Origin of the sequence: Neobacillus sp. WH10, from assembly GCF_030123405.1 — a bacterium.
GTDB lineage: Bacteria > Bacillota > Bacilli > Bacillales > Cytobacillaceae > Neobacillus.
In genome coordinates, this window is sequence record NZ_CP126110.1 from 3,355,784 (window position 1) to 3,374,270 (window position 18,487).

Genomic DNA, 18,487 nt, shown 5'->3' on the forward strand with positions numbered 1-18,487 from the left:
CATTATTCGTACTCGCGGTCAATCCATTGATCTAAGCGGATTATGCTTTGTCTTGCCCGTTCAAAGTCAATTTTTCGATAATGATGCAGCCCACCCTCTTCTTCATCCTTTTCATCTGCCCATTTCACAATTTGCTGTAAAGGTGTCCTTACAATATCATTAGACGGTAAAAAAGAATCTGTATGGAAAAGAATAGCAAGTGCAATGGTTTTAGCCTTTATCGGGTTCTCCCCAAGACGAATCAGCAATTTATGTGCCCTTTCTGCCCCTTTTATCGCGTGAATATCATTCTGCTTGTACAAGTCATAATCCCATTTTCCATTTTTATACCATGTATAATGACCCATATCATGGAGTAGTCCTGCTTTAGCAGCAATATCAATATCTACCTGATGTTCTTTTCCTAAATGAAAGGCATGATAGGCAACAGCAATCGCATGGGCAAGTCCTGAGCGGTTCAAATATTTTTGTGCAATATGATGTTCAAATATATTTAATAAGGTAACGTCTCTCATGCCAACCCTCCTAACTTTTTCACAATAATATTATTTCCAGAATTTATAAGCATTAAATTCCCTCATATTGAAGTTTCACTATATTATATTCTAACCTGTCCTAATTGGCTATTCCATCTTCATAAAGAGTGAAAAAAAGAGAGAAGAATGAATCTTCTCTCTTGGTTAATCATTTTCAGTTGTTTTTGTCACTTTTCCTTTAGGACCTAAATATTCATAATCGTTAGGATTAATTGGAGTATATCCTTCAGGTTTGTAGAAACGCAATAAATCTTTATAGACTATTTCATCAGACATCTGTAGCTCAGTATTTACTTTTTCTGAAGTATCCTTACATTCTTCAGCATTCTCCACTAATTCTCCAGTATCATTAGAATAGCATTTACCCTTTATTTGGATCACATCAGATGACACAAAATCACCATTTCTAAATAAAGCCCAATTCCGATGTTGTGGCGATAATAAATCAGAACCAAATTCCATGTAATCCTTTGTATCTATTCCTAATAAGTGCAGTACTGTAGGTCGAACGTCTGCTTGCCCGCCAATTTGATGCTGTACCCCACCTTTTACACCAGGTACGTGAATAAACAATGGCACACGCTGCAATTTAGCATTAGTTGACGGAGTAATTTCATCTACCCCTAAAACCTTTGCCATTGCTTCGTTATGATTTTCAGATATACCGTAATGATCACCGTACATAACAATAACTGTATTATCATACATACCGTTTGCTTTTAAATCATTAAAAAACTGTTCAAATGCCTGATCCATATAATGTGCAGATTGAAAATATTGGTCAACAACCGTATCACCATAATCACCTGCAGGGAAATCAGTATCTTCTGGATCCATTTCAAAAGGGAAATGGTTTGACAATGAAATAAACTTTGTATAGAACGGCTGCTTTAGGCTCTCAAGTAACGGAATCGATTCTTGAAAGAACGGTTTGTCTTTCATGCCATAGTTTTTGGTATTTTCATCTGTCATGTTATAGTATTCTGCATCAAAAAATTGATCGTAACCAAATGCTTTATAGATGACGTTCCTATTCCAAAACGTTTTATAGTTACCATGGAATACAGCTGAGCTGTAACCCTGGCCTTTTAGAATGGAAGGCATAGCATGATAGGTATTTTGTGCTTTATTAACAAAAACTGCACCTTGAGACATTGGATATAATGAATTTTCCATTAAAAATTCTGCATCAGATGTTTTCCCTTGTCCTGTTTGATGATAAAAGTTATCAAAATAAAACGTGTTACCATCATGTGCCAATGAATTTAAGAATGGTGTAACTTCCCGACCATCTGGCATTTTATAATCAATCATAAAAGTTTGGAATGATTCCATTGAAATATAAATTACGTTCATACCTTTTGCTTTACCAAAGTAATCTGGATTTGGCGACGCATAGTTTGCCTTACGATAGTTCTCTACGTCGGTAATATCGCTGCTATCCGCTAGTGCACGCTGACTAGATGATTTTACGTTTTGAACGACATCATAAATAGTAAAGTTGTAAGTACCTAGATATTTTACTAAGTAATTTCTGTCAAAAGAACGTGTAAGTAATTGCGGACGATCTTTTTCTGCTAATCCTAAGTTAAACAAAAAGGTAGTAATGGCAAACAAAAGAACAATCTTAAATGACTTTCTATTCGGTACCGTAACATTCTTGAAAACTGTTAACGCAAGAGCAATTAAAATAAATAAATCTGTAAAATAAAAAATATCAAATGGGGACATTAAAGAAAGTGCACTTTCACCTAATTGTCCAGCATTTGTCTTTGTCTGCATTATAACAGGAACTGTTATAAAGTCATTAAAAAAGCGATAATAGGCAATATTTGCGTACAATAAGAATGATAATAAGAAATTTGTGATAATCATAACAAGTTTTACACGTTTCTTAAAGAGCAGTGCTATTCCAAAAAAGAAAAGTGCTGAACTCAATGGATTTATCAATAACAAAAATCTTTGCAGATTATTATCAATTCCAAGATTAAATTCAATTTGATATGCCGCATATGTTTTGATCCAGAATGTTACAACGGCAATTACAAAGAATGTAATATGACTATTGTTGAATTTTATAGGTAGTCTTATTTTATTCATTTTCTAACTTCTCCTCTCACTTACCAACTAAGCTCCGGTAAACGAACCTCAATTACTATATCACATTTTCAAAAAAAATAAAAACATAAATCTTTCCATTATATGTTTATTTAAAACAATAATTTATGTCAATATTTTATTGATTCGACAAAATCCGAGGATCTTGTTGACAGTTGTAATTGTTTTTAAATAATCGAAACATTCCCTTTATTTGTATGTAAGTCATTTATGGGACATGACTGTTTTCATTCCTCATTTATATAAGACGGTTTAGCCAAAGAAAAGTTTCATTTTTTTATTTGCCATTTCTAAATATACTAAAAAATAAAATCCAATTAGTGGTAACATTTCTACCTATCATAAACTTGAAACATGTGCAGCGCAATATGAATATAGTCTTATCTTTTACAGAATGGATTTTGAATAATTTTATATTAATTGGAAAACATAGCCACGAAGGACAAAAGAAATAAATTGAAAAGAGGAATCGTTTATGCCCAGAACTAGACCGGAGTTTACTAAAAGTCCTTATTTTGTTGATGAGCCTGGAAATTGGCATTTAAAGCCAGGTGCTCCAAAGGAACAGGAAATTGAGTTAGCAAATTACTTGTCTAGCCTTGAAAATGTAGACGAGCCAGGAACCATTAATGGTGTACAGATTCAATTTCCTTACAACCGTTAAATAACTATATATTATAGAAGAAAACGGTTACAACCTTTATTTTGTATGAAAAATAATTCAGCTCAAAAATAAAATAACCATTTTTTAGGAGTGAAAAACATGAATGTTAACCGTTTAAAACAGATTTTGTCTTCTTCAGCAGATATTGAAGTAAAATACAATGGGGCTTCTGTTTGGATTGATCAATTAAATGAAGATGGGAAAACTGCAAGGGTTCATTTACGAGGACCACTTGAAGAAAGAACAACAGTTGAAATTGCTGAACTGATAGAAGAATAATCATTTAATACCATCTTTTCGTTGAAAAAGTTATTTCCATTTTTATAATTACCAAAATTTAAGGCAGGATAGAAATCCTGCCTTAAACCATATCTTCATTCTCTTTATCAATATCACTAGGTGCGGGCTGATTATTCCGTACCATACTTCCAAGTACTTCTCTCTTATAACCCCCCACATCTTTACCAGCACCTGGGGCAATGTTCGCCATTGGAAGCTGCTCCAATTCTTTACCTCTTGGCATAATTTTTCACTCCTTTTTATTACGATGCCCAGTCTAATAAAAAGTTTACCCAGAGGACCTATTTACATAATTTTGGATATTATCCAACTTGTTTTGCTAATGATTTTGCACCTGTACCTTTTCTTTGATAAAAGTACCAGTTGACTCCAAAAGAGATCACATAGAATCCGATAAAGAAGTAGAAAGCTGTAACTGGTGTGCCAGTCGTATTAACAGACCACCCAAAAAGCTTTGGAATAAAGAATGAGCCATAGGCAGCGAATGCCGCTGAAAATCCGATAACTGGTGCTGCTTCTTTTGGGATGAAGATTGTTGGAATCATTTGGAATGTTGAACCAGAACCAATCCCAGATGCTAAGAATAATACCAAGAAAGCAATTAAGAATCCTGCAAACTGTTTATTATTTATGAAGTAAATAACACCTGCTGCCCCGATTCCCATGATGACTAATACATATGCTGTAACTCTTGCACCACCAAGTTTGTCAGCCATCCAGCCCCCGACTGGTCTTGCAGCTGCTGCCACTAAAGCACCAAGAAAGGCAAGGGAGAGGTGTTCAGGGAATTGAGATTTTAATAATAACGGGAATGCCGCTGAATATCCGATAAAAGATCCAAATGTTGCTACGTAAAGAACAGTCATGATCCAAGTGTGTTTCCGTTTTACAATCACAAATTGGTCTGCTACTGATTGTTTTGCTCCTGGAACATTATCCATTTTAAAGAAGGCAAGCAAAGTCATTATCACAATTGGGATTACCCAGATAAATGCTGCGTTTTGTAACCAAACTTCCTGGCCATTTGCTAGTACTTGTTTGTCGCCAATAAGTGCAAAAGTACCTGAAGTAATAATTAATGGTGTGACGAATTGAACAACTGACACACCCATGTTTCCTAAACCGCCATTAATTCCAAGTGCAGTTCCTTTTTCCTTTTTCGGAAAGAAAAAACTTATATTGGCTGAGGAGGATGAAAAGTTCCCGCCGCCAAGACCGCAAAGTGCTGCAAGTAAAAGCATAATCGAAAAAGGTGTCTCTGGATTTTGGACAGCAAAACCAATACCGATTGCAGGAATCGCAAGAACGGCTGTTGAAATAACTGTCCAGTTCTTTCCGCCTATAGATCCAACTGCAAATGTATAAACAAAGCGCAGTGTTGCACCAACTAGTCCTGGGATTGCCGCAAGGGTAAATAATTGTTCTTCGGTAAAATGGAAGCCAATATCATTAAGTCTAACAGCAACTACAGACCATATCTGCCAAACGATAAATGCGAGCATCAAAGATGGAACGGAGATCCATAAGTTTCTTCTTGCATGTTTTTTTCCTTCAGTATTCCAGAACTTTTCGTCTTCTGGATTCCAATAATTAATTCGGGCCATGATAAATTCCCCCATAATTGTTTCAAAATTTTATTTTGCTTAATTGATGTTGTTGATGATGTTACTATAAACCATATGATAAGATGATTTTTGTGACGTACGTCACAAAAATCGTGAACGAACTGTGAACTCAAATGGTTTGACAAAAAGTTGTAATATTTATCACTTCATGAAGAAAAATTCAAAAAAGACCCTCAATGATGAAGGTCTCTAAATGGAATTCCGTCAGGCTGTCGAATAACTCTCGGCATCCTCTTATTTTATTCATTCACTTCAATAATCCACTGCGTTAATTCGTTATATTATTATTGGTGTATAGGCTTTTAAACAGGCCCATTCGCAGGGACAATCAATAAATTTGGTATTTAGATTTTGACAGAATAAAAAATTGCCGAGAAAAATACCCTTTCTCGACAATCTGACTAAATGAAATTTAGTTTTTCTTTGGATGTTCATTTTCTTCTTTAAACATTCCAACATAATTTTTTGTTTCTCCTGCGTCATTTTGGATTGACGTAATGGTTAACCATTCTTTATAAATCTCATTATTTTTCCTTTTATTCCAAATATACCCTTCCCAAATTCTTTTAGTTTTCAGACTCTCCCACATTATTTTATAAAATTCATTGTCATGTTCTCCAGATTGCAGGATGCTTGGGGTCTTTCCTATTACTTCTGCTTGACTGTATCCTGTAATTTTTGTAAATGCCGGGTTGACGCTCTGAATGATCCCATCTACATCCGTTATACAAATACCGTCTACCGCATGGTTTACAATTTTTGCTGAAATATCAAGTTTATCTTGATAGTAAAGCCAAACAACGATGACTAGACTTGCAAGTGAAAATTCGGATAAGCACATAAAACCAATCGCATAATCTCCAGTCCAATTTAAGAGGATCGTAAGGATAATTGGCGGAAAAAAACCGCCAAAACCACCCATTGCTGCAACAATACCATTTACAATCCCCGCTTGTTTTGAAAAATATAATGGGACCAACTTAAAGATTACCCCATTTCCAATCCCTGCAAAGAATGCAACTAATAGACACCCGAAAAAATAAATCGGCAGTGATGGTGTAAAGGACAATAGGAACCCCGCAAAGGATAAACTAAAAAATACAGCCATTAAGATAATAAATGGATTAATTTTATCCCCTAGCCACCCCCCAACAGGTCTAAAAAAAGTAGTAAGGGCAATAAAACCTGCTGTTCGTAATCCTGCATCCATCTTGTCTAATTCAAAATGATTAACTAAAAATGAAGGTAAATAAATCGTAAACGCAACAAAAGATCCAAATGTAATGAAATAAAATAAACAAAAAAACAAAAGTTTAGGATTTTTATTAACCTCTTTAATCTGCTCTAATAAGGAATTCTGGACCTTTCGTTCGTTTCTATCACCGAACAAGAAATTTAATATGGCAAATACCAGCATTATGAAAAAGAAAATTTTAACGGTATTTCTCCATCCATATTCATTTGCAATGACAGGTGCAAAAAAAGAAGTAATTGCTGTTCCAATAGTACCAGCTCCATAAATACCGTTGATAAATCCATGTTTCGTTTTTACATAATATTTTGGCAGGGATGTAACTCCAATTGAAAAAACGGCCCCCCCGATACCAAGTAATAATCCCCCTAAGATTAACATAACCATAGAATTTGCATAGCTAATAATGGCAATAGGGAATAGCAAAATAATAAAGCTTATGGTAAATAAAATTCTTGCACCATAGCGGTTAGTCCAATAGCCAATCGGAACCATTAGAATAGATCCAAGAATAACAGGTACAGCCGTTACCCAGATAATTTCCGTTGATGATAATGTAATCTCTGCCTTAATCAAAGGCATTAGAGATGAAATAAGCACCCAAACCATAAATCCTGCGACGAGACTTCCCGTTTGAATAAAAAGGTTTTTTGTTCCTTGATTCATTTTCATTCCCCTCGTAAACCCGCATTCCTTTTATTATTTCCAAAACAACCTTTATAAAGTTACACATTAATTCTATAATCATGGAAAATTTTTCTCCAAGTATTATAGAGCATTTTCTATTTTAAAGCAGTGAGGTAAGACACAAATGAAAAGAATCTATTTACATGAATTTAATCCAGTAGTATATTTTTCCTGTATATGTATTTTTATCATGATGCCATTTTATGTATATGGTAGATTTTTTTTGTCAAAATAAATATTGAATAGGAAGGAAATTATGCATTTAAAAAAGAACTTTCTTGATCCTCCTAAGATTCTTGTTTTAGGATTTGCAGCTATTATTTTATTAGGAGCCTTTTGCTTAACACTTCCAGTTGCAACAACTAATGGTAATGGTTTAAGTTTTTTAAACGCACTGTTTACCGCCACCTCGGCCACATGTGTAACAGGGCTTGTAGTTGTTGATACCGGGACAACATTTTCCTTATTTGGCCAATTAGTCATTTTGTTTATGATTCAAGTCGGCGGACTTGGATTTATGACATTTGCTACACTTTTTGCCTTTCTATTAGGAAAAAGAATTTCCCTAAAGGAAAGAATTCTGCTGCAAGAATCATTAAATAACCTCTCAATGGAGGGGATAGTTCGTCTAGCTCGACGAATTTTAATATTTACAGCGGTGATTGAATTTGTTGGAGCGCTAATCTTGTCCATTCGCTTTTCTTTTGACATGCCTTTAGGAAAAGCAATTTATTTTGGTATTTTCCATTCTATTTCTAATTTTAACAATGCTGGCTTTGATATTTTCGGCGATTTTCAGAGCCTAACAGGTTATGTGGATGACCCAACGGTTGTATTAACCATCTGTACATTAATTACCATCGGTGGTATCGGGTTTATTGTTATGAATGAGCTTTTTGAGTACCGCAGCTCCAAACGCTTATCCTTGCATACCAAAATTGTTTTGATAACAAGTTCCTTTTTATTGATTGGCGGTACGATTGGAATCTTTTTATTAGAATATTCTAATGAAAATACATTAAAGCCGCTCTCATTTTCAGGAAAAATTCTTGGAGCACTATTTCAGTCCGTTGCTGCTAGAACAGATGGAGCTAATACATTAAATATTGCTGAAATGACCCAGTCTTCTTTATTGTTAATAATATTTTTAATGTTTATCGGTGCATCTCCAGGTTCTACTGGAGGTGGAATAAAAACAACTACATTTACTACATTATTAGGTGCAGTTTGGTCGCAAATCCGTGGTAAAGAAGATGTTATTTTTTTTCGGCAGCGAGTTGTTTATGAAACAATATATAAATCCTTAACTGTTACCTTATGTGCCTTGTTTCTTGTTTTGACCATTACATTGTTATTAACAATTACTGAGCCAGGAACAGATTTTATTAAGCTTCTATTTGAAGCAACATCTGCTTTTGGAACGGTAGGCTTATCAATGGACGTATCTCGTGAATTATCACCCCTTGGAAAAGGTTTAATCACTTTTACGATGTTTGCAGGCAGGGTCGGACCATTAACTATTGCTTATGCAGTTGCAATGCGTAGAAAACCTGATCCATTCCGATATCCTAAGGGAAAAATCATGATTGGATAGTTTCGACATCAAGGAGGATATGAGGAATTATGGCTAATCAATACGCAGTAATTGGTTTAGGAAGATTTGGGCTAAGTATTGCAAATAAGTTATTTGAATCTGGTCAGGAAGTGCTTGGAGTAGATGTGAACGAGGAAAGGGTTGAAGAGTCACATTCCTTCGTTACTCATTCCGTAATCGCGGATTCAACAGATGCAGAGGCACTTAAATCGATTGGAATACGTAATTTTGATACAGTCATTGTAGCAATTGGTAATGATATTCAGGCAAGCATCCTGACTGTTTTACTTTTGAAGGAGCTTGGTGTCAAAAAGGTAATTGCCAAAGCAATAAACAAACTTCATGGCCAAGTATTAAAAAAGGTTGGTGCAGACTGGGTTGTTTTTCCTGAACGGGATATGGGCATCCGCGTCGCTCATCAGCTATTATCGCCAAATGTTTTAAATTTCATTGAGATCTCGAAGAATTATAGTATTGAAGAAGTAAAAATTCCAGATCGGATGAAGGATAGAACCCTAAGGGAGCTGGACTTAAGGGCTAAGTTTAATTTGAGCGTGATAGCCATTCGTCATGAAGATGAATTAAACATCTCGCCATCACCAGATGAGAAGATTTATTATGGCGATGTCCTTGTTGTTATTGGTGAAAATCGTGATCTAGAAAAATTTGCAAATCTACACTAAAAGCGGAAGCGCCCGGTTAGCGCATGACAGGACTGGAGCTCTCCAACTGAGATAAAGGAAACACGAAGTGCGTTAGCGATTCGATGTTGACTTATAGTAGGACGGAGAGCGAAGTATATTAGTCGCTGGGCGCTGGAGCTGGATAATCCTCAAGGTCGAAATTTTTGATTTATTCTTAAAACAAAAAGCACACTTCCTTCCATAATTAGAAGTGAAATGTGCTTTTTATTAGTCATTTAAAATTTTTACCTTAACTTGTTTTTTACCCCAATTAATTGCATCCTGTTCTGAAGGAATAAACACATCAATTCGATTTCCTTTAATCGCCCCGCCAGTATCAGCAGCTGTAGCTACTCCGTATCCTTCGACATATACTTTACTTCCAAGCGGAATAACAGATGGATCAACAGCGATAACTTTTGCATTTGGGTTAGCATTTAAATCAACCCCTGTAGCCGTTATGCCGGAACAGCCTTCACATGAAGCTGTATATGCTGTCGCCTTGACGGTAAGTTCCTTTGTACCCTCTACTTCACTATTTGAAGATTCATTATTGTTGTTAGCCTTATTTACTGTTGTATTTTCGTTCTCACTTGTCTTCTCTCCAAGGGTTGAAGAGGGTTCAACAGGAATGTTCTTGCTTTGATCATTGTTATTATTTTGAACCTGTGTCGCTGAATCAGCATTTTTAACATTATCATTTAATTCATCATAAATGATGAGATTTAACCCTGGATGAATTAGGTCTGTATTTAAGTTGTTCCATTCTTTTATTTGATTTACTGATACTTGATATTTTAATGCAACATCCCATAAGGTATCATCTTGTTGAACTGTGTATTGTTTTTCAGTTGCAATTGTTAATACATCTCCCGGATGAATAAGGTCAGTAGAAAGCTGATTCCACTTTTCAATATTTTCTACAGATGTATTATGTAACTGTGAAAGTTCCCATAGGGTGTCCCCTTTTTTCACGGTTACTTCTGCCGCTTGTACATTAGCACCTACAGTTCCTGAGAGTGCAGCTACTGCAATAAATGCTTTTATTTTTTTAATCATTTTCTTTCCTCCCATGTTCTTTCGTGGCTAACAGAACCCATCATAACATGGATATTTCTTATACAAAGAACAAGGGGATTTTAATTCGTTTACAAGCATGGCAATTATATTACAATAATATTTCTAGATAACTGGAAATTCATAATCCTAAGCAAGATTTTTCATCCTCAATTCATCAATATTTTAATGAAAGAAAAAAATAGTGCAGCATTTTTTTCTGCACTATTCTTTAAAAATAATTTTTTTAAACCTTCGAGATTGCAACCGCACATGCTTTATATTCAGCAGTTCCGGAGATAGGGTCATACTCATTTAGAGTTAATACGTTGGTTGGCGTTTCACTCCAGTGAAAACTCATGAATACAAGGCCAGGAACCACTTGTTCTGTAATCTTTGCCTTTACCTCAAGCTCCCCTCTTCTGGAACGAACCTGTACTACTTCACCGTCAGTAATACCAAGTGCAGCTGCATCATCTGGATGGATATCAACCGTTTCTTCTGTTTGTTTCACTTTGACTCCTGCTGCATAGTGACGTGTCTGTGTATGGGTATTATAAGACTCATAACGCCTTCCTGTTGTTAACGTAAATCGATATTCCGCGTCGGGCAATTCTAATGGTTCCGTATAGTCCACTGGGACAAATGGTGACTTTTTAACAATCGGCTGGGGAGAATGAAACCGCTCATGCATTATTAATGTTCCTGGATGGTTTTCATCTGGACATGGGTAATGAATGCTGTACTCGTTTTCAAGCCTCTCGTAGGATATGCCGCCGTACATCTCCCATGCAAGCTTCCTCACTTCATCCCAAATTTCCTCACTATTTTGATAGTGCATCGGATATCCCATAATAGTAGAAAGCTCGCAAAGAATTTCCCAGTCTTCCTTCACATTTGGGTGTGCATCGACTGCCTTACGAACGCGTTGAATTCTTCGGTCTGTATTCGTATAGGTTCCATCGACCTCTCCCCAAGAACGAGCAGGCAATACAACATCTGCCATTTTCGCCGTTTCCGTTAGGAATATGTCTTGGACAATTAATAAATCAAGCTTTTCAAACAATTTTTTCGTATGATTCATATGAACATCAGCAAGGAGTGGATTTTCACCAATAACATAAAGAGCCTTTAACTCTCCCATTTCTAAACGATCAAAGGTACGTGTTTGTGTATCTCCAGCTTGCGGATTTAATTTTACATTCCATTCCTTTTCATATCGGACTCGAAACTCCTCATTTGCTAAGTTCATCGCTCCAGCCAATTGGTTTGGCAAGCATCCCATATCACCTGCACCTTGGACATTATTTTGCCCTCTTAATGGCATTATGCCTGTACCTTGTTTTCCTATGTTCCCAGTTAATAAGGCTAAATTTGCAATATCAAATACATTGTTTACACCGCAATGATGCTCGGTAATCCCGAGTGTGTAGGCAATCATCGAACCGCTTGATGAAGCATATTCCCGTGCGGTTGCCACAATATCTTCCTCACTTAGACCTGTGATCACAGCTGCATACTCAGGTGTATATGGCTCAACCTGTTTTTGCAACCGATCAAAATCAATTGTAAACTGCTCTACAAACACAGGATTATAAAGACCTTCCTTTATAATAACGTGAAGGAGTGCATTAATAAGGGCGATATCTGAACCAACATTGATTTGTAGATGACGATGAGCTACTTTTACCATATCAATTTTTCTTGGATCAATTACAATAATCTTTAGACCTGATTTTACCGCCTTTTTCATTCGATTCGCAATAATTGGATGGGCTTCAGTCGTGTTTGACCCCATCAACAGCAATACTTCTGCCTTTTCAAAATCTTCAAGAGTATTCGTCGGGAAACCACTTCCAAAAACAGTTGCCAGACCGGCAACGCTAGGAGCGTGTCATGTACGGTTACAACCATCAATATTGTTACTTTGAATTACTGTCCTCATGAATTTTTGCGTAATAAAGTTGGATTCGTTAGTGCTTCTCGCACAAGCAAATATACTAATCGCATTTGGGCCCCAATCAGTTTTAATTTCTGATAGTTTTTTAGCGATGAATTGATAGGCCTCATCCCATGTTGTTTCAACAAGCTGGCCGGCTTTTTTGATAAGCGGTGATGTTAATCTATTTTTAGCATGGACATATTCATAGGCAAAAGCACCCTTTACACATGTTTGCCCTTTATTAACAGGTGCCTCTTTATCTCCGCGGATTTTCATAATTTTATTATCCTGAACTTCAAGGATTAAGCCGCATCCAGTACCACAGTATCCGCAGATTGTTTTTACAAAACTTGCTTCACCCACTTTATTCCCTCCCCATTAAAAACATAACTATCTATATAACCATATTAATCTATTTAATACGTTTGTAGGCTCCTTTTTTTAAAAAAATTTGTCTATTTTTAAAAAGAAGAAATTGGATAAGAAAAGCGCAAGTGACCGTTTATCTCCGTATAAAAAAAAACGAGAGTGTATCTCTCGTTTTCACGCAATTTTTGCAGGTAATAATATATTGAAGGTTGTTCCTTTATTTGGCTCACTTTCAACAAACACTTTACCGTGATGACTTTCAATAATTTTAAAGCTAACCATTAATCCTAGGCCATTACCATTCCTCTTAGTTGTGTAAAATGGCTCACCAAGTTTCTGCAATTTATCTTTAGGAATACCTACCCCAAAATCCTGAATCGAGATTTGTACATTATTATCATGAGTAAACGTTTTAACGTGCAAATCTCCACCTTTTGGCATTGCTTCGATTCCATTTTTAATAAAGTTTAGAAAAACCTGCTTTAAGCGATTCTCGTCACAATCAATTTGAATAATCTCTTGATTACAATCAAATAACAAGTGGACATTCCTCTTCCTCGCTTCAAATTCAAGTAGTGAAATGACGTCTCTAATTACCGGAACGACATTCTTTTCTTCTAATTCCACTGCCTTTGGTTTAGCTAACACCATAAAGTCCTCAACGATGTTATTTACCCGTTCAATCTCATCAAGAATAATATTCAAAAACTCTAACCGATCTGGATTTTTCTCATCTAACTGTAAGAATTCTGTATACCCCTTCATAGAGGTTAGTGGATTGCGAATTTCGTGAGCGACACCTGCTGCCAATTGACCCACTGCAGCAAGTTTATCTTGGCGGTGAAGAACTTCTTCTGTTTTCTTCCGTTCCGTTATATCATTACGAATGGCTAAATATTGGTACGGCCTTCCAGCTTCATTTATAAAAGGAACGATCGTGGTATCCACCCAATAAAAGGTCCCATCCTTAGCTTTATTTCTTATTTCACCTTTCCATACATTACCTTCCCCAATTGTTTTCCAAAGGTTTTTGAAGTATTCCTTACTGTGGTAACCTGAATTAAGGATATTATGATCTTTTCCTATTAATTCTTCACGACTATACTTTGATATCTCACAAAACTTTTCGTTTACGCTGGTGATTTTTCCTTTTGAATCTGTAAAGGCAACAATGGAAGATTGATCTAAAGCAAATTTTATATCAGTATTCTCTTTTATTGTCTCTTTGAGGTGCTCCTCTGCCCTTTTTCGATCAGAAATATCTGAGCGGATAGCGATATATTGAACAGGTTTACCTTTATTATTCAAAAAAGGAACAATGGTAGTGTCAACCCAATAAAACGAACCATCCTTTGCTTTATTTCTTATCTCTCCACGCCAAACCTGACCTGATTGGATCGTTTTCCAAAGATGTTGAAAAAAATCTTTTGGATGATAATCTGAGTTTAAAATTCGGTGATTCTTACCAATGATCTCTTCCTTCTTATACTTTGAAATTTCTTCAAATTTATCATTTATATAAACAATTGTTCCATGTGGATCTGTAATCGCCACAATGGCCGCAGCATCAAGTGCAGCTTTAATGTCCTTTAAGTTTGTATCCGTTGCTGCTAATTGTTTACTTTTCAAAGTACTCGAAATAATCAAACCTCCGGTGATTAAAACAGATACAAATAAGACCAAATAAATAAAGAATGGACTATTTGCGTTCGAGCCATTTACCACTTCACTTGTCATGATCTCAGCCCGTTGTAAAAGAAAATGACCTTCAGCAATTGTTCCTGAAATAATTAATACACTTACCGGTTTTAACCAACCCTGATTTCCTTGGGAGTAGCTTGATGAAAAAAGAATCCACAAAGAAAATAAAAATGAACAAAAAATTAATAATCCTAAAAATATTAGCAGTACAATATTGTATTTAATATTTACATTCATGGCATATAAACTGATCACTTGAGTCGCAATAACAGCAAAGGTTAAAAATAAGCTGCCGACAAGTAAATGATAGAATCGAATAGTTTTGCCAAAAAACGCAAGGAAAGCAATTCCGGTAAAGGCAATTCCAATAAACATTGCAAGAATCGTAAGCGGAATATTATAGCTTGCAAACCGATTTGTATCTGCTGAAATAAGTGCAATAAAATTCATGACCCATATTCCAATACCCATTGAAAATGTTCCACCAAGAAAGAGAAGCCGCTTATTATGGTAAGAAGACCTTATTAAAGTAAACATATCCAATGCTGTATATGATGCCATGATGGTTAAACCGATGGCAATAATAATGAAATATGGATTAAAAGTCCCAAGCAACGCATTCATTAACCAGCACCCCCCTTTTTCAACAATGAATTTCTACTATGATTGTAATGTAAAGTAGATGCGTATGGAAGCAATAATTTTCTAGCTTTCCCATTTATTTTTACCCTATATCCGTTCATCATTATATATAAACATGGATAAGGGTTAAATAGATTTTTGTGATAAAAGTCTTATTTTTAAATTTAAGGCAAATATTTTTAAAAAAAGTCTACACAATTTAGATTTTTTTGTTTATACTGTACTATAACAATAACAAATTTAATAAACTGTATTAATAAAGGAGGAGTTTTAAGATGTTAATGAGTCCAGTAGAATTTTTCCGCAACCTGCCAAAAAAGGAATGTCCAGAATGTGGTCAGAATATGGAGGAACAAGCTGAAAGCTATTTAATGGAATGCGATCGCTGTCTATCTAAAAGAGAAGAGTAATTAACAAGAACTCTCCGTTTATAGGAGAGTTTTTTGTTGTTTCAAAATATTTCCGTTTTGGAGATAAATAGGCAGGCATAATCCATTTTCTTAAAGCAAAACCTTTATTTAAGGAGATGATTTGCATGGCTAAGAAGGAAGAGTATTTAACCCCAACAGCAAAAGAACATCAAATGACAATTTCTAATGGCTCGATTTTTCCAAATAAAAAGAATGTGGCAGGGAATTCCGTTGACGATCACAAGTTTCTTGAGGAAGCCAACACCATAATAACCGGGGATGAAATTCGCCAGCAAAATGAAAACCTCTAATCGGTGATGTGAGCTAATAAGTAAAGAATAAAAGACTGTCCCCAATTTGTGACAGTCTTTGGAAGCTGAATCCTTATTAGATTTTCGGAAGCTCTCTTATTTCCTGTATCATTTCATTCCCGCACATCGGACAAAGCAAGTCATCGGCGACAAAATCCTTTCTCATCCAGCCAATACAGGAATCATCCATACAAGAGTAGATTTCTGTATCCACAAGTATGGTTTCTATTTCTTCTTCTTTAGCTCTTTTTCCGTAAAAAATGGGAACCGCCTCCTTTTATCCTAGTATGTCCAAAAAGGAACTTTTCATTTCCAGAAATTTTTTTCTTAGGAGTGGTCAAAAAACAATGGCTTTCCATAATAAACGATACACAAAGGCAGGAACAGATATCAAGGAAGTGAAACGATTAAACAGCCAGTCCGGCTTAAGTTATAATGAAGTCAAAAAATTGCTTGCAGAAAGATATCTTCAAAAGAAACAGTAAAAAAGCGGAACCGTTTCGTTCCGTTTTTTACTCTTCTTTTTTTCGATCATCAGACTGCTCCGTTTGAGACATCCTTTATCGATTAGTTTTGTTTTTTGTAACCTAGGGTTTGATTTTCTGTATAATCTATCGTGATACTTTCCTCATGTCCTTTTGCTAGAAGTTTGCTTTTTTTACGGTTTTCCTTTGATTCAAAAATAATATCGAAATCATAATCATCAGGATACAATTCATTTGCTGCGATATAGAGAGCGATCCTTTTATGGTTGATCGAAACCTTTTCTCCTCTTATTTGTACTATATAATTTCCGTACAGATCCGGCCCAGTATAGATAATGCCAAACTCATTTGTTGGCGATATTTTTACATTGTCACCTTGATTATAGAGTGGTACCTTCACTTCCTTTTTTAGCATATTATTTCGATGTCGATATTTATTGATAATCACCTGTTTATCTAGTTCCCTAAGCTTCCATGCATCAGTAATTTCTGTTGTATATCGCTTATCTTCCTTATAAGTGATGTGATGTGCTCTTTCGATGATTTTCGGATGAATTCCAAGCTTTAAAGCAATAGCAAAAGCTTGGCTCTCTCCTCCTCTGCCAATAGTCAAGCGGTATGTCGGGCTTAGCGTTGTTAAATCGAACTCCATGGACCCATTGATAAAACCTTGATGCGCTTCTGCGAACTCTTTTATCTCACTATAATGTGTCGTTGCCAGTATCGTCGACCCTTTTTCATAAAGAGTTTCTAAGATTGCTGTCGCAAGCCCCATCCCTTCTCCAGGGTCAGTCCCTGAACCAAGTTCATCTAATAATGCCAATGTTCGATCATTCGTTTCTTGTAAAATTTCGATGATATTGACAATTCTTGAACTAAATGTACTTAAATTTTCAGTTATACTTTGACCATCTCCAATATCCACTAAGATCCGCTCAAAAATACTTAAGTTGCTTTCTTCTGATGCAGGGACGTGCAGTCCACATTGAACCATTAAGGATAATAGGCCGACGGTTTTGATTGTAACCGTTTTGCCGCCAGTATTTGGTCCGGTAATTACTAAAGCACGCTGCTCTCTTTCCAAATAAAATGACAATGGAACTGCCTTTTCACCTAAAAGGGGGTGCCTCGCTTGCTTCAATTCCAAATCACCTGTTTCATTAATATCTACCTTATTGCCATTAATTGACCTGCTATACTTCGCTTTAGCAAATAAAAAATCATAATGAACCATCGTTTCAATCGCTAAACGAATTTGCTGTTCCTTATCTTCTACCAATCCTGTTAGATAGTTCAGAACCTTTTCCACCTCGGACTCTTCATCAGCGAGGAGCCATGTTACTTGATCTTGATATATCGCAATTTCTTCTGGCTCGATAAAAAGAGTTGAACCTGATGCGGATGTATCTAACACCGTCCCTTTTATTTTGTTCCGATATTCCTTCTTTATTGGAATGACATATCTACCATTTCTTTGACTTATGACATTTTCCTGCAAATAGGTTTTATACTTATTCGAACGGATTAACTGTAATGTTTTTTCTTTTAGGCGTTCCTCTTGAATCGTGATTTGTTTTCTTACTTTTAATAGTTCCTTACTTGCATAATCATCCACACGGCCATTACGGATACAACGAATAATTTCAGCTGAAAGCTCGGGTAATTCATTAATACTCTCCACATAAGAGGATACCCTTGGAGCATAAATCTCTTTATCCTTCATGTATCTCCGCATTTTTCCGCAGCAATCCAAAAAATCTGAAAGTTTCGCTAGCTGATCAATCCTGAGGACGACTCCCTTATTCATATTATTTAACAGAGATTTCATTCCGTCTAATCCATGAACTGGAACACTGGCACTCTTTTTCAAAATCTCAACAGCTTCAGAAACCTCATCAAGCCAGGCTTCAATTTGTTTTTTATTTGTTGACGGCGTCAAACACTCAATTTTTTCTTTTCCTTCTTTCGTTAAAGCAAAGTTGGCGATTATTGTTTTTATTTGCTGAAATTCCAAACTTTTAAAAGTATGCTTATTCACTTTAGTATCCTCCTAAAATAAAAATAGCCGCAATGAACAATGTCATTGCGGCCAAAAGTGATGAGCGGGGCCTC

17 protein-coding genes are annotated in these 18,487 nt (G+C 35.8%); 7 read left to right on the top strand and 10 right to left on the bottom strand.

The genetic code is table 11. From position 1 onward, the window contains the following. Positions 1 to 2: 2 nt before the first annotated feature. Together QNH20_RS15935 and ltaS are read right to left on the bottom strand one after the other, a co-directional pair. A complete protein-coding gene (locus tag QNH20_RS15935; protein WP_283918969.1) occupies positions 3 to 515 on the bottom strand; it encodes an HD domain-containing protein in 513 nt (170 codons plus the stop codon). A gap of 165 nt (positions 516 to 680) precedes the next feature. Next, complete coding sequence (gene ltaS / locus QNH20_RS15940) at positions 681 to 2,636, bottom strand: lipoteichoic acid synthase (RefSeq protein ID WP_283918970.1); 1,956 nt, start codon at positions 2,634 to 2,636, stop codon at positions 681 to 683. Between the two features lie 493 nt (positions 2,637 to 3,129). Here ltaS and QNH20_RS15945 point away from each other — a divergent pair, with 493 nt between their 5' ends. Then, positions 3,130 to 3,318, top strand: coding sequence for a hypothetical protein (locus QNH20_RS15945; RefSeq protein ID WP_283918971.1), 189 nt, complete (start codon positions 3,130 to 3,132; stop codon positions 3,316 to 3,318). A 99-nt stretch (positions 3,319 to 3,417) separates the two neighbouring features. Further along, positions 3,418 to 3,597: an H-type small acid-soluble spore protein gene (locus tag QNH20_RS15950; RefSeq protein WP_283918972.1), complete on the top strand. Its 180-nt coding sequence runs from the start codon at positions 3,418 to 3,420 to the stop codon at positions 3,595 to 3,597. 82 nt (positions 3,598 to 3,679) lie between these two features. On the opposite strand, the gene QNH20_RS15955 is transcribed toward QNH20_RS15950, so the two are convergent. The 3 genes from QNH20_RS15955 to QNH20_RS15965 all read right to left on the bottom strand — a co-directional run bounded on the left by QNH20_RS15955 (position 3,680) and on the right by QNH20_RS15965 (position 7,161). Further along, positions 3,680 to 3,841, bottom strand: a complete 162-nt coding sequence (locus QNH20_RS15955; RefSeq protein WP_283918973.1) for a hypothetical protein — start codon at positions 3,839 to 3,841, stop codon at positions 3,680 to 3,682. A 79-nt stretch (positions 3,842 to 3,920) separates the two neighbouring features. Further along, a complete protein-coding gene (locus tag QNH20_RS15960; RefSeq protein ID WP_283918974.1) occupies positions 3,921 to 5,222 on the bottom strand; it encodes a NarK family nitrate/nitrite MFS transporter in 1,302 nt (433 codons plus the stop codon). A gap of 433 nt (positions 5,223 to 5,655) precedes the next feature. Then, complete coding sequence (locus tag QNH20_RS15965) at positions 5,656 to 7,161, bottom strand: nitrate/nitrite transporter (protein ID WP_283918975.1); 1,506 nt, start codon at positions 7,159 to 7,161, stop codon at positions 5,656 to 5,658. Positions 7,162 to 7,438: 277 nt separating this feature from the next. Between QNH20_RS15965 and QNH20_RS15970 the strand changes: the two genes are divergently transcribed. Together QNH20_RS15970 and QNH20_RS15975 are read left to right on the top strand one after the other, a co-directional pair. Continuing rightward, positions 7,439 to 8,776: a TrkH family potassium uptake protein gene (locus QNH20_RS15970; RefSeq protein ID WP_283918976.1), complete on the top strand. Its 1,338-nt coding sequence runs from the start codon at positions 7,439 to 7,441 to the stop codon at positions 8,774 to 8,776. A 29-nt stretch (positions 8,777 to 8,805) separates the two neighbouring features. Further along, positions 8,806 to 9,459 (top strand): potassium channel family protein, encoded by a 654-nt coding sequence (locus tag QNH20_RS15975; protein WP_283918977.1) that lies wholly within the window; start codon positions 8,806 to 8,808, stop codon positions 9,457 to 9,459. Between the two features lie 228 nt (positions 9,460 to 9,687). Here QNH20_RS15975 and QNH20_RS15980 read toward each other — a convergent pair whose 3' ends face one another. From QNH20_RS15980 to QNH20_RS15990, 3 genes are all read right to left on the bottom strand, one after another. Next, positions 9,688 to 10,518 carry a LysM peptidoglycan-binding and 3D domain-containing protein gene (locus QNH20_RS15980; protein WP_283918978.1) on the bottom strand — a complete coding sequence of 277 codons (831 nt, stop codon included), beginning with the start codon at positions 10,516 to 10,518 and terminating at the stop codon, positions 9,688 to 9,690. A gap of 244 nt (positions 10,519 to 10,762) precedes the next feature. Then, a complete protein-coding gene (gene fdhF / locus QNH20_RS15985; protein ID WP_283918979.1) occupies positions 10,763 to 12,820 on the bottom strand; it encodes a formate dehydrogenase subunit alpha in 2,058 nt (685 codons plus the stop codon). Positions 12,821 to 13,000: 180 nt separating this feature from the next. Further along, positions 13,001 to 15,151, bottom strand: coding sequence for a PAS domain S-box protein (locus tag QNH20_RS15990; RefSeq protein WP_283918980.1), 2,151 nt, complete (start codon positions 15,149 to 15,151; stop codon positions 13,001 to 13,003). Between the two features lie 293 nt (positions 15,152 to 15,444). Between QNH20_RS15990 and yhfH the strand changes: the two genes are divergently transcribed. Both yhfH and QNH20_RS16000 read left to right on the top strand, forming a co-directional pair. Continuing rightward, on the top strand, positions 15,445 to 15,579 hold the full coding sequence (gene yhfH, locus QNH20_RS15995; RefSeq protein ID WP_283918981.1) for a protein YhfH: 135 nt from the start codon (positions 15,445 to 15,447) through the stop codon (positions 15,577 to 15,579). Between the two features lie 125 nt (positions 15,580 to 15,704). Then, a complete protein-coding gene (locus QNH20_RS16000; RefSeq protein WP_283918982.1) occupies positions 15,705 to 15,890 on the top strand; it encodes a hypothetical protein in 186 nt (61 codons plus the stop codon). 76 nt (positions 15,891 to 15,966) lie between these two features. On the opposite strand, the gene QNH20_RS16005 is transcribed toward QNH20_RS16000, so the two are convergent. Then, complete coding sequence (locus QNH20_RS16005) at positions 15,967 to 16,152, bottom strand: cold-inducible protein YdjO-related protein (protein WP_283923428.1); 186 nt, start codon at positions 16,150 to 16,152, stop codon at positions 15,967 to 15,969. A gap of 85 nt (positions 16,153 to 16,237) precedes the next feature. Here QNH20_RS16005 and QNH20_RS16010 point away from each other — a divergent pair, with 85 nt between their 5' ends. Beyond that, entirely contained in the window at positions 16,238 to 16,375 is a 138-nt protein-coding gene (locus tag QNH20_RS16010; RefSeq protein WP_283918983.1) for a hypothetical protein, read from the top strand. Positions 16,376 to 16,457: 82 nt separating this feature from the next. Here QNH20_RS16010 and QNH20_RS16015 read toward each other — a convergent pair whose 3' ends face one another. Then, positions 16,458 to 18,413, bottom strand: coding sequence for an endonuclease MutS2 (locus QNH20_RS16015; RefSeq protein ID WP_283918984.1), 1,956 nt, complete (start codon positions 18,411 to 18,413; stop codon positions 16,458 to 16,460). Positions 18,414 to 18,487 lie beyond the last annotated feature (74 nt).

Excerpts from the sequence above, each read along its gene's own strand:
- QNH20_RS15965 (WP_283918975.1), bottom strand. The coding sequence starts at position 7,161 with ATGAATCAAGGAACAAAAAACCTTTTTATTCAAACGGGAAGTCTCGTC.
- yhfH (WP_283918981.1), top strand. The coding sequence starts at position 15,445 with ATGTTAATGAGTCCAGTAGAATTTTTCCGCAACCTGCCAAAAAAGGAA.
- QNH20_RS16010 (WP_283918983.1), top strand. The coding sequence starts at position 16,238 with ATGGCTTTCCATAATAAACGATACACAAAGGCAGGAACAGATATCAAG.
- QNH20_RS15945 (WP_283918971.1), top strand. The coding sequence starts at position 3,130 with ATGCCCAGAACTAGACCGGAGTTTACTAAAAGTCCTTATTTTGTTGAT.
- ltaS (WP_283918970.1), bottom strand. The coding sequence starts at position 2,636 with ATGAATAAAATAAGACTACCTATAAAATTCAACAATAGTCATATTACA.
- QNH20_RS15990 (WP_283918980.1), bottom strand. The coding sequence starts at position 15,151 with ATGAATGCGTTGCTTGGGACTTTTAATCCATATTTCATTATTATTGCC.
- QNH20_RS16000 (WP_283918982.1), top strand. The coding sequence starts at position 15,705 with ATGGCTAAGAAGGAAGAGTATTTAACCCCAACAGCAAAAGAACATCAA.
- QNH20_RS15960 (WP_283918974.1), bottom strand. The coding sequence starts at position 5,222 with ATGGCCCGAATTAATTATTGGAATCCAGAAGACGAAAAGTTCTGGAAT.
- QNH20_RS15955 (WP_283918973.1), bottom strand. The coding sequence starts at position 3,841 with ATGCCAAGAGGTAAAGAATTGGAGCAGCTTCCAATGGCGAACATTGCC.
- QNH20_RS15980 (WP_283918978.1), bottom strand. The coding sequence starts at position 10,518 with ATGATTAAAAAAATAAAAGCATTTATTGCAGTAGCTGCACTCTCAGGA.
- QNH20_RS15975 (WP_283918977.1), top strand. The coding sequence starts at position 8,806 with ATGGCTAATCAATACGCAGTAATTGGTTTAGGAAGATTTGGGCTAAGT.
- QNH20_RS15950 (WP_283918972.1), top strand. The coding sequence starts at position 3,418 with ATGAATGTTAACCGTTTAAAACAGATTTTGTCTTCTTCAGCAGATATT.
- QNH20_RS15970 (WP_283918976.1), top strand. The coding sequence starts at position 7,439 with ATGCATTTAAAAAAGAACTTTCTTGATCCTCCTAAGATTCTTGTTTTA.
- QNH20_RS15935 (WP_283918969.1), bottom strand. The coding sequence starts at position 515 with ATGAGAGACGTTACCTTATTAAATATATTTGAACATCATATTGCACAA.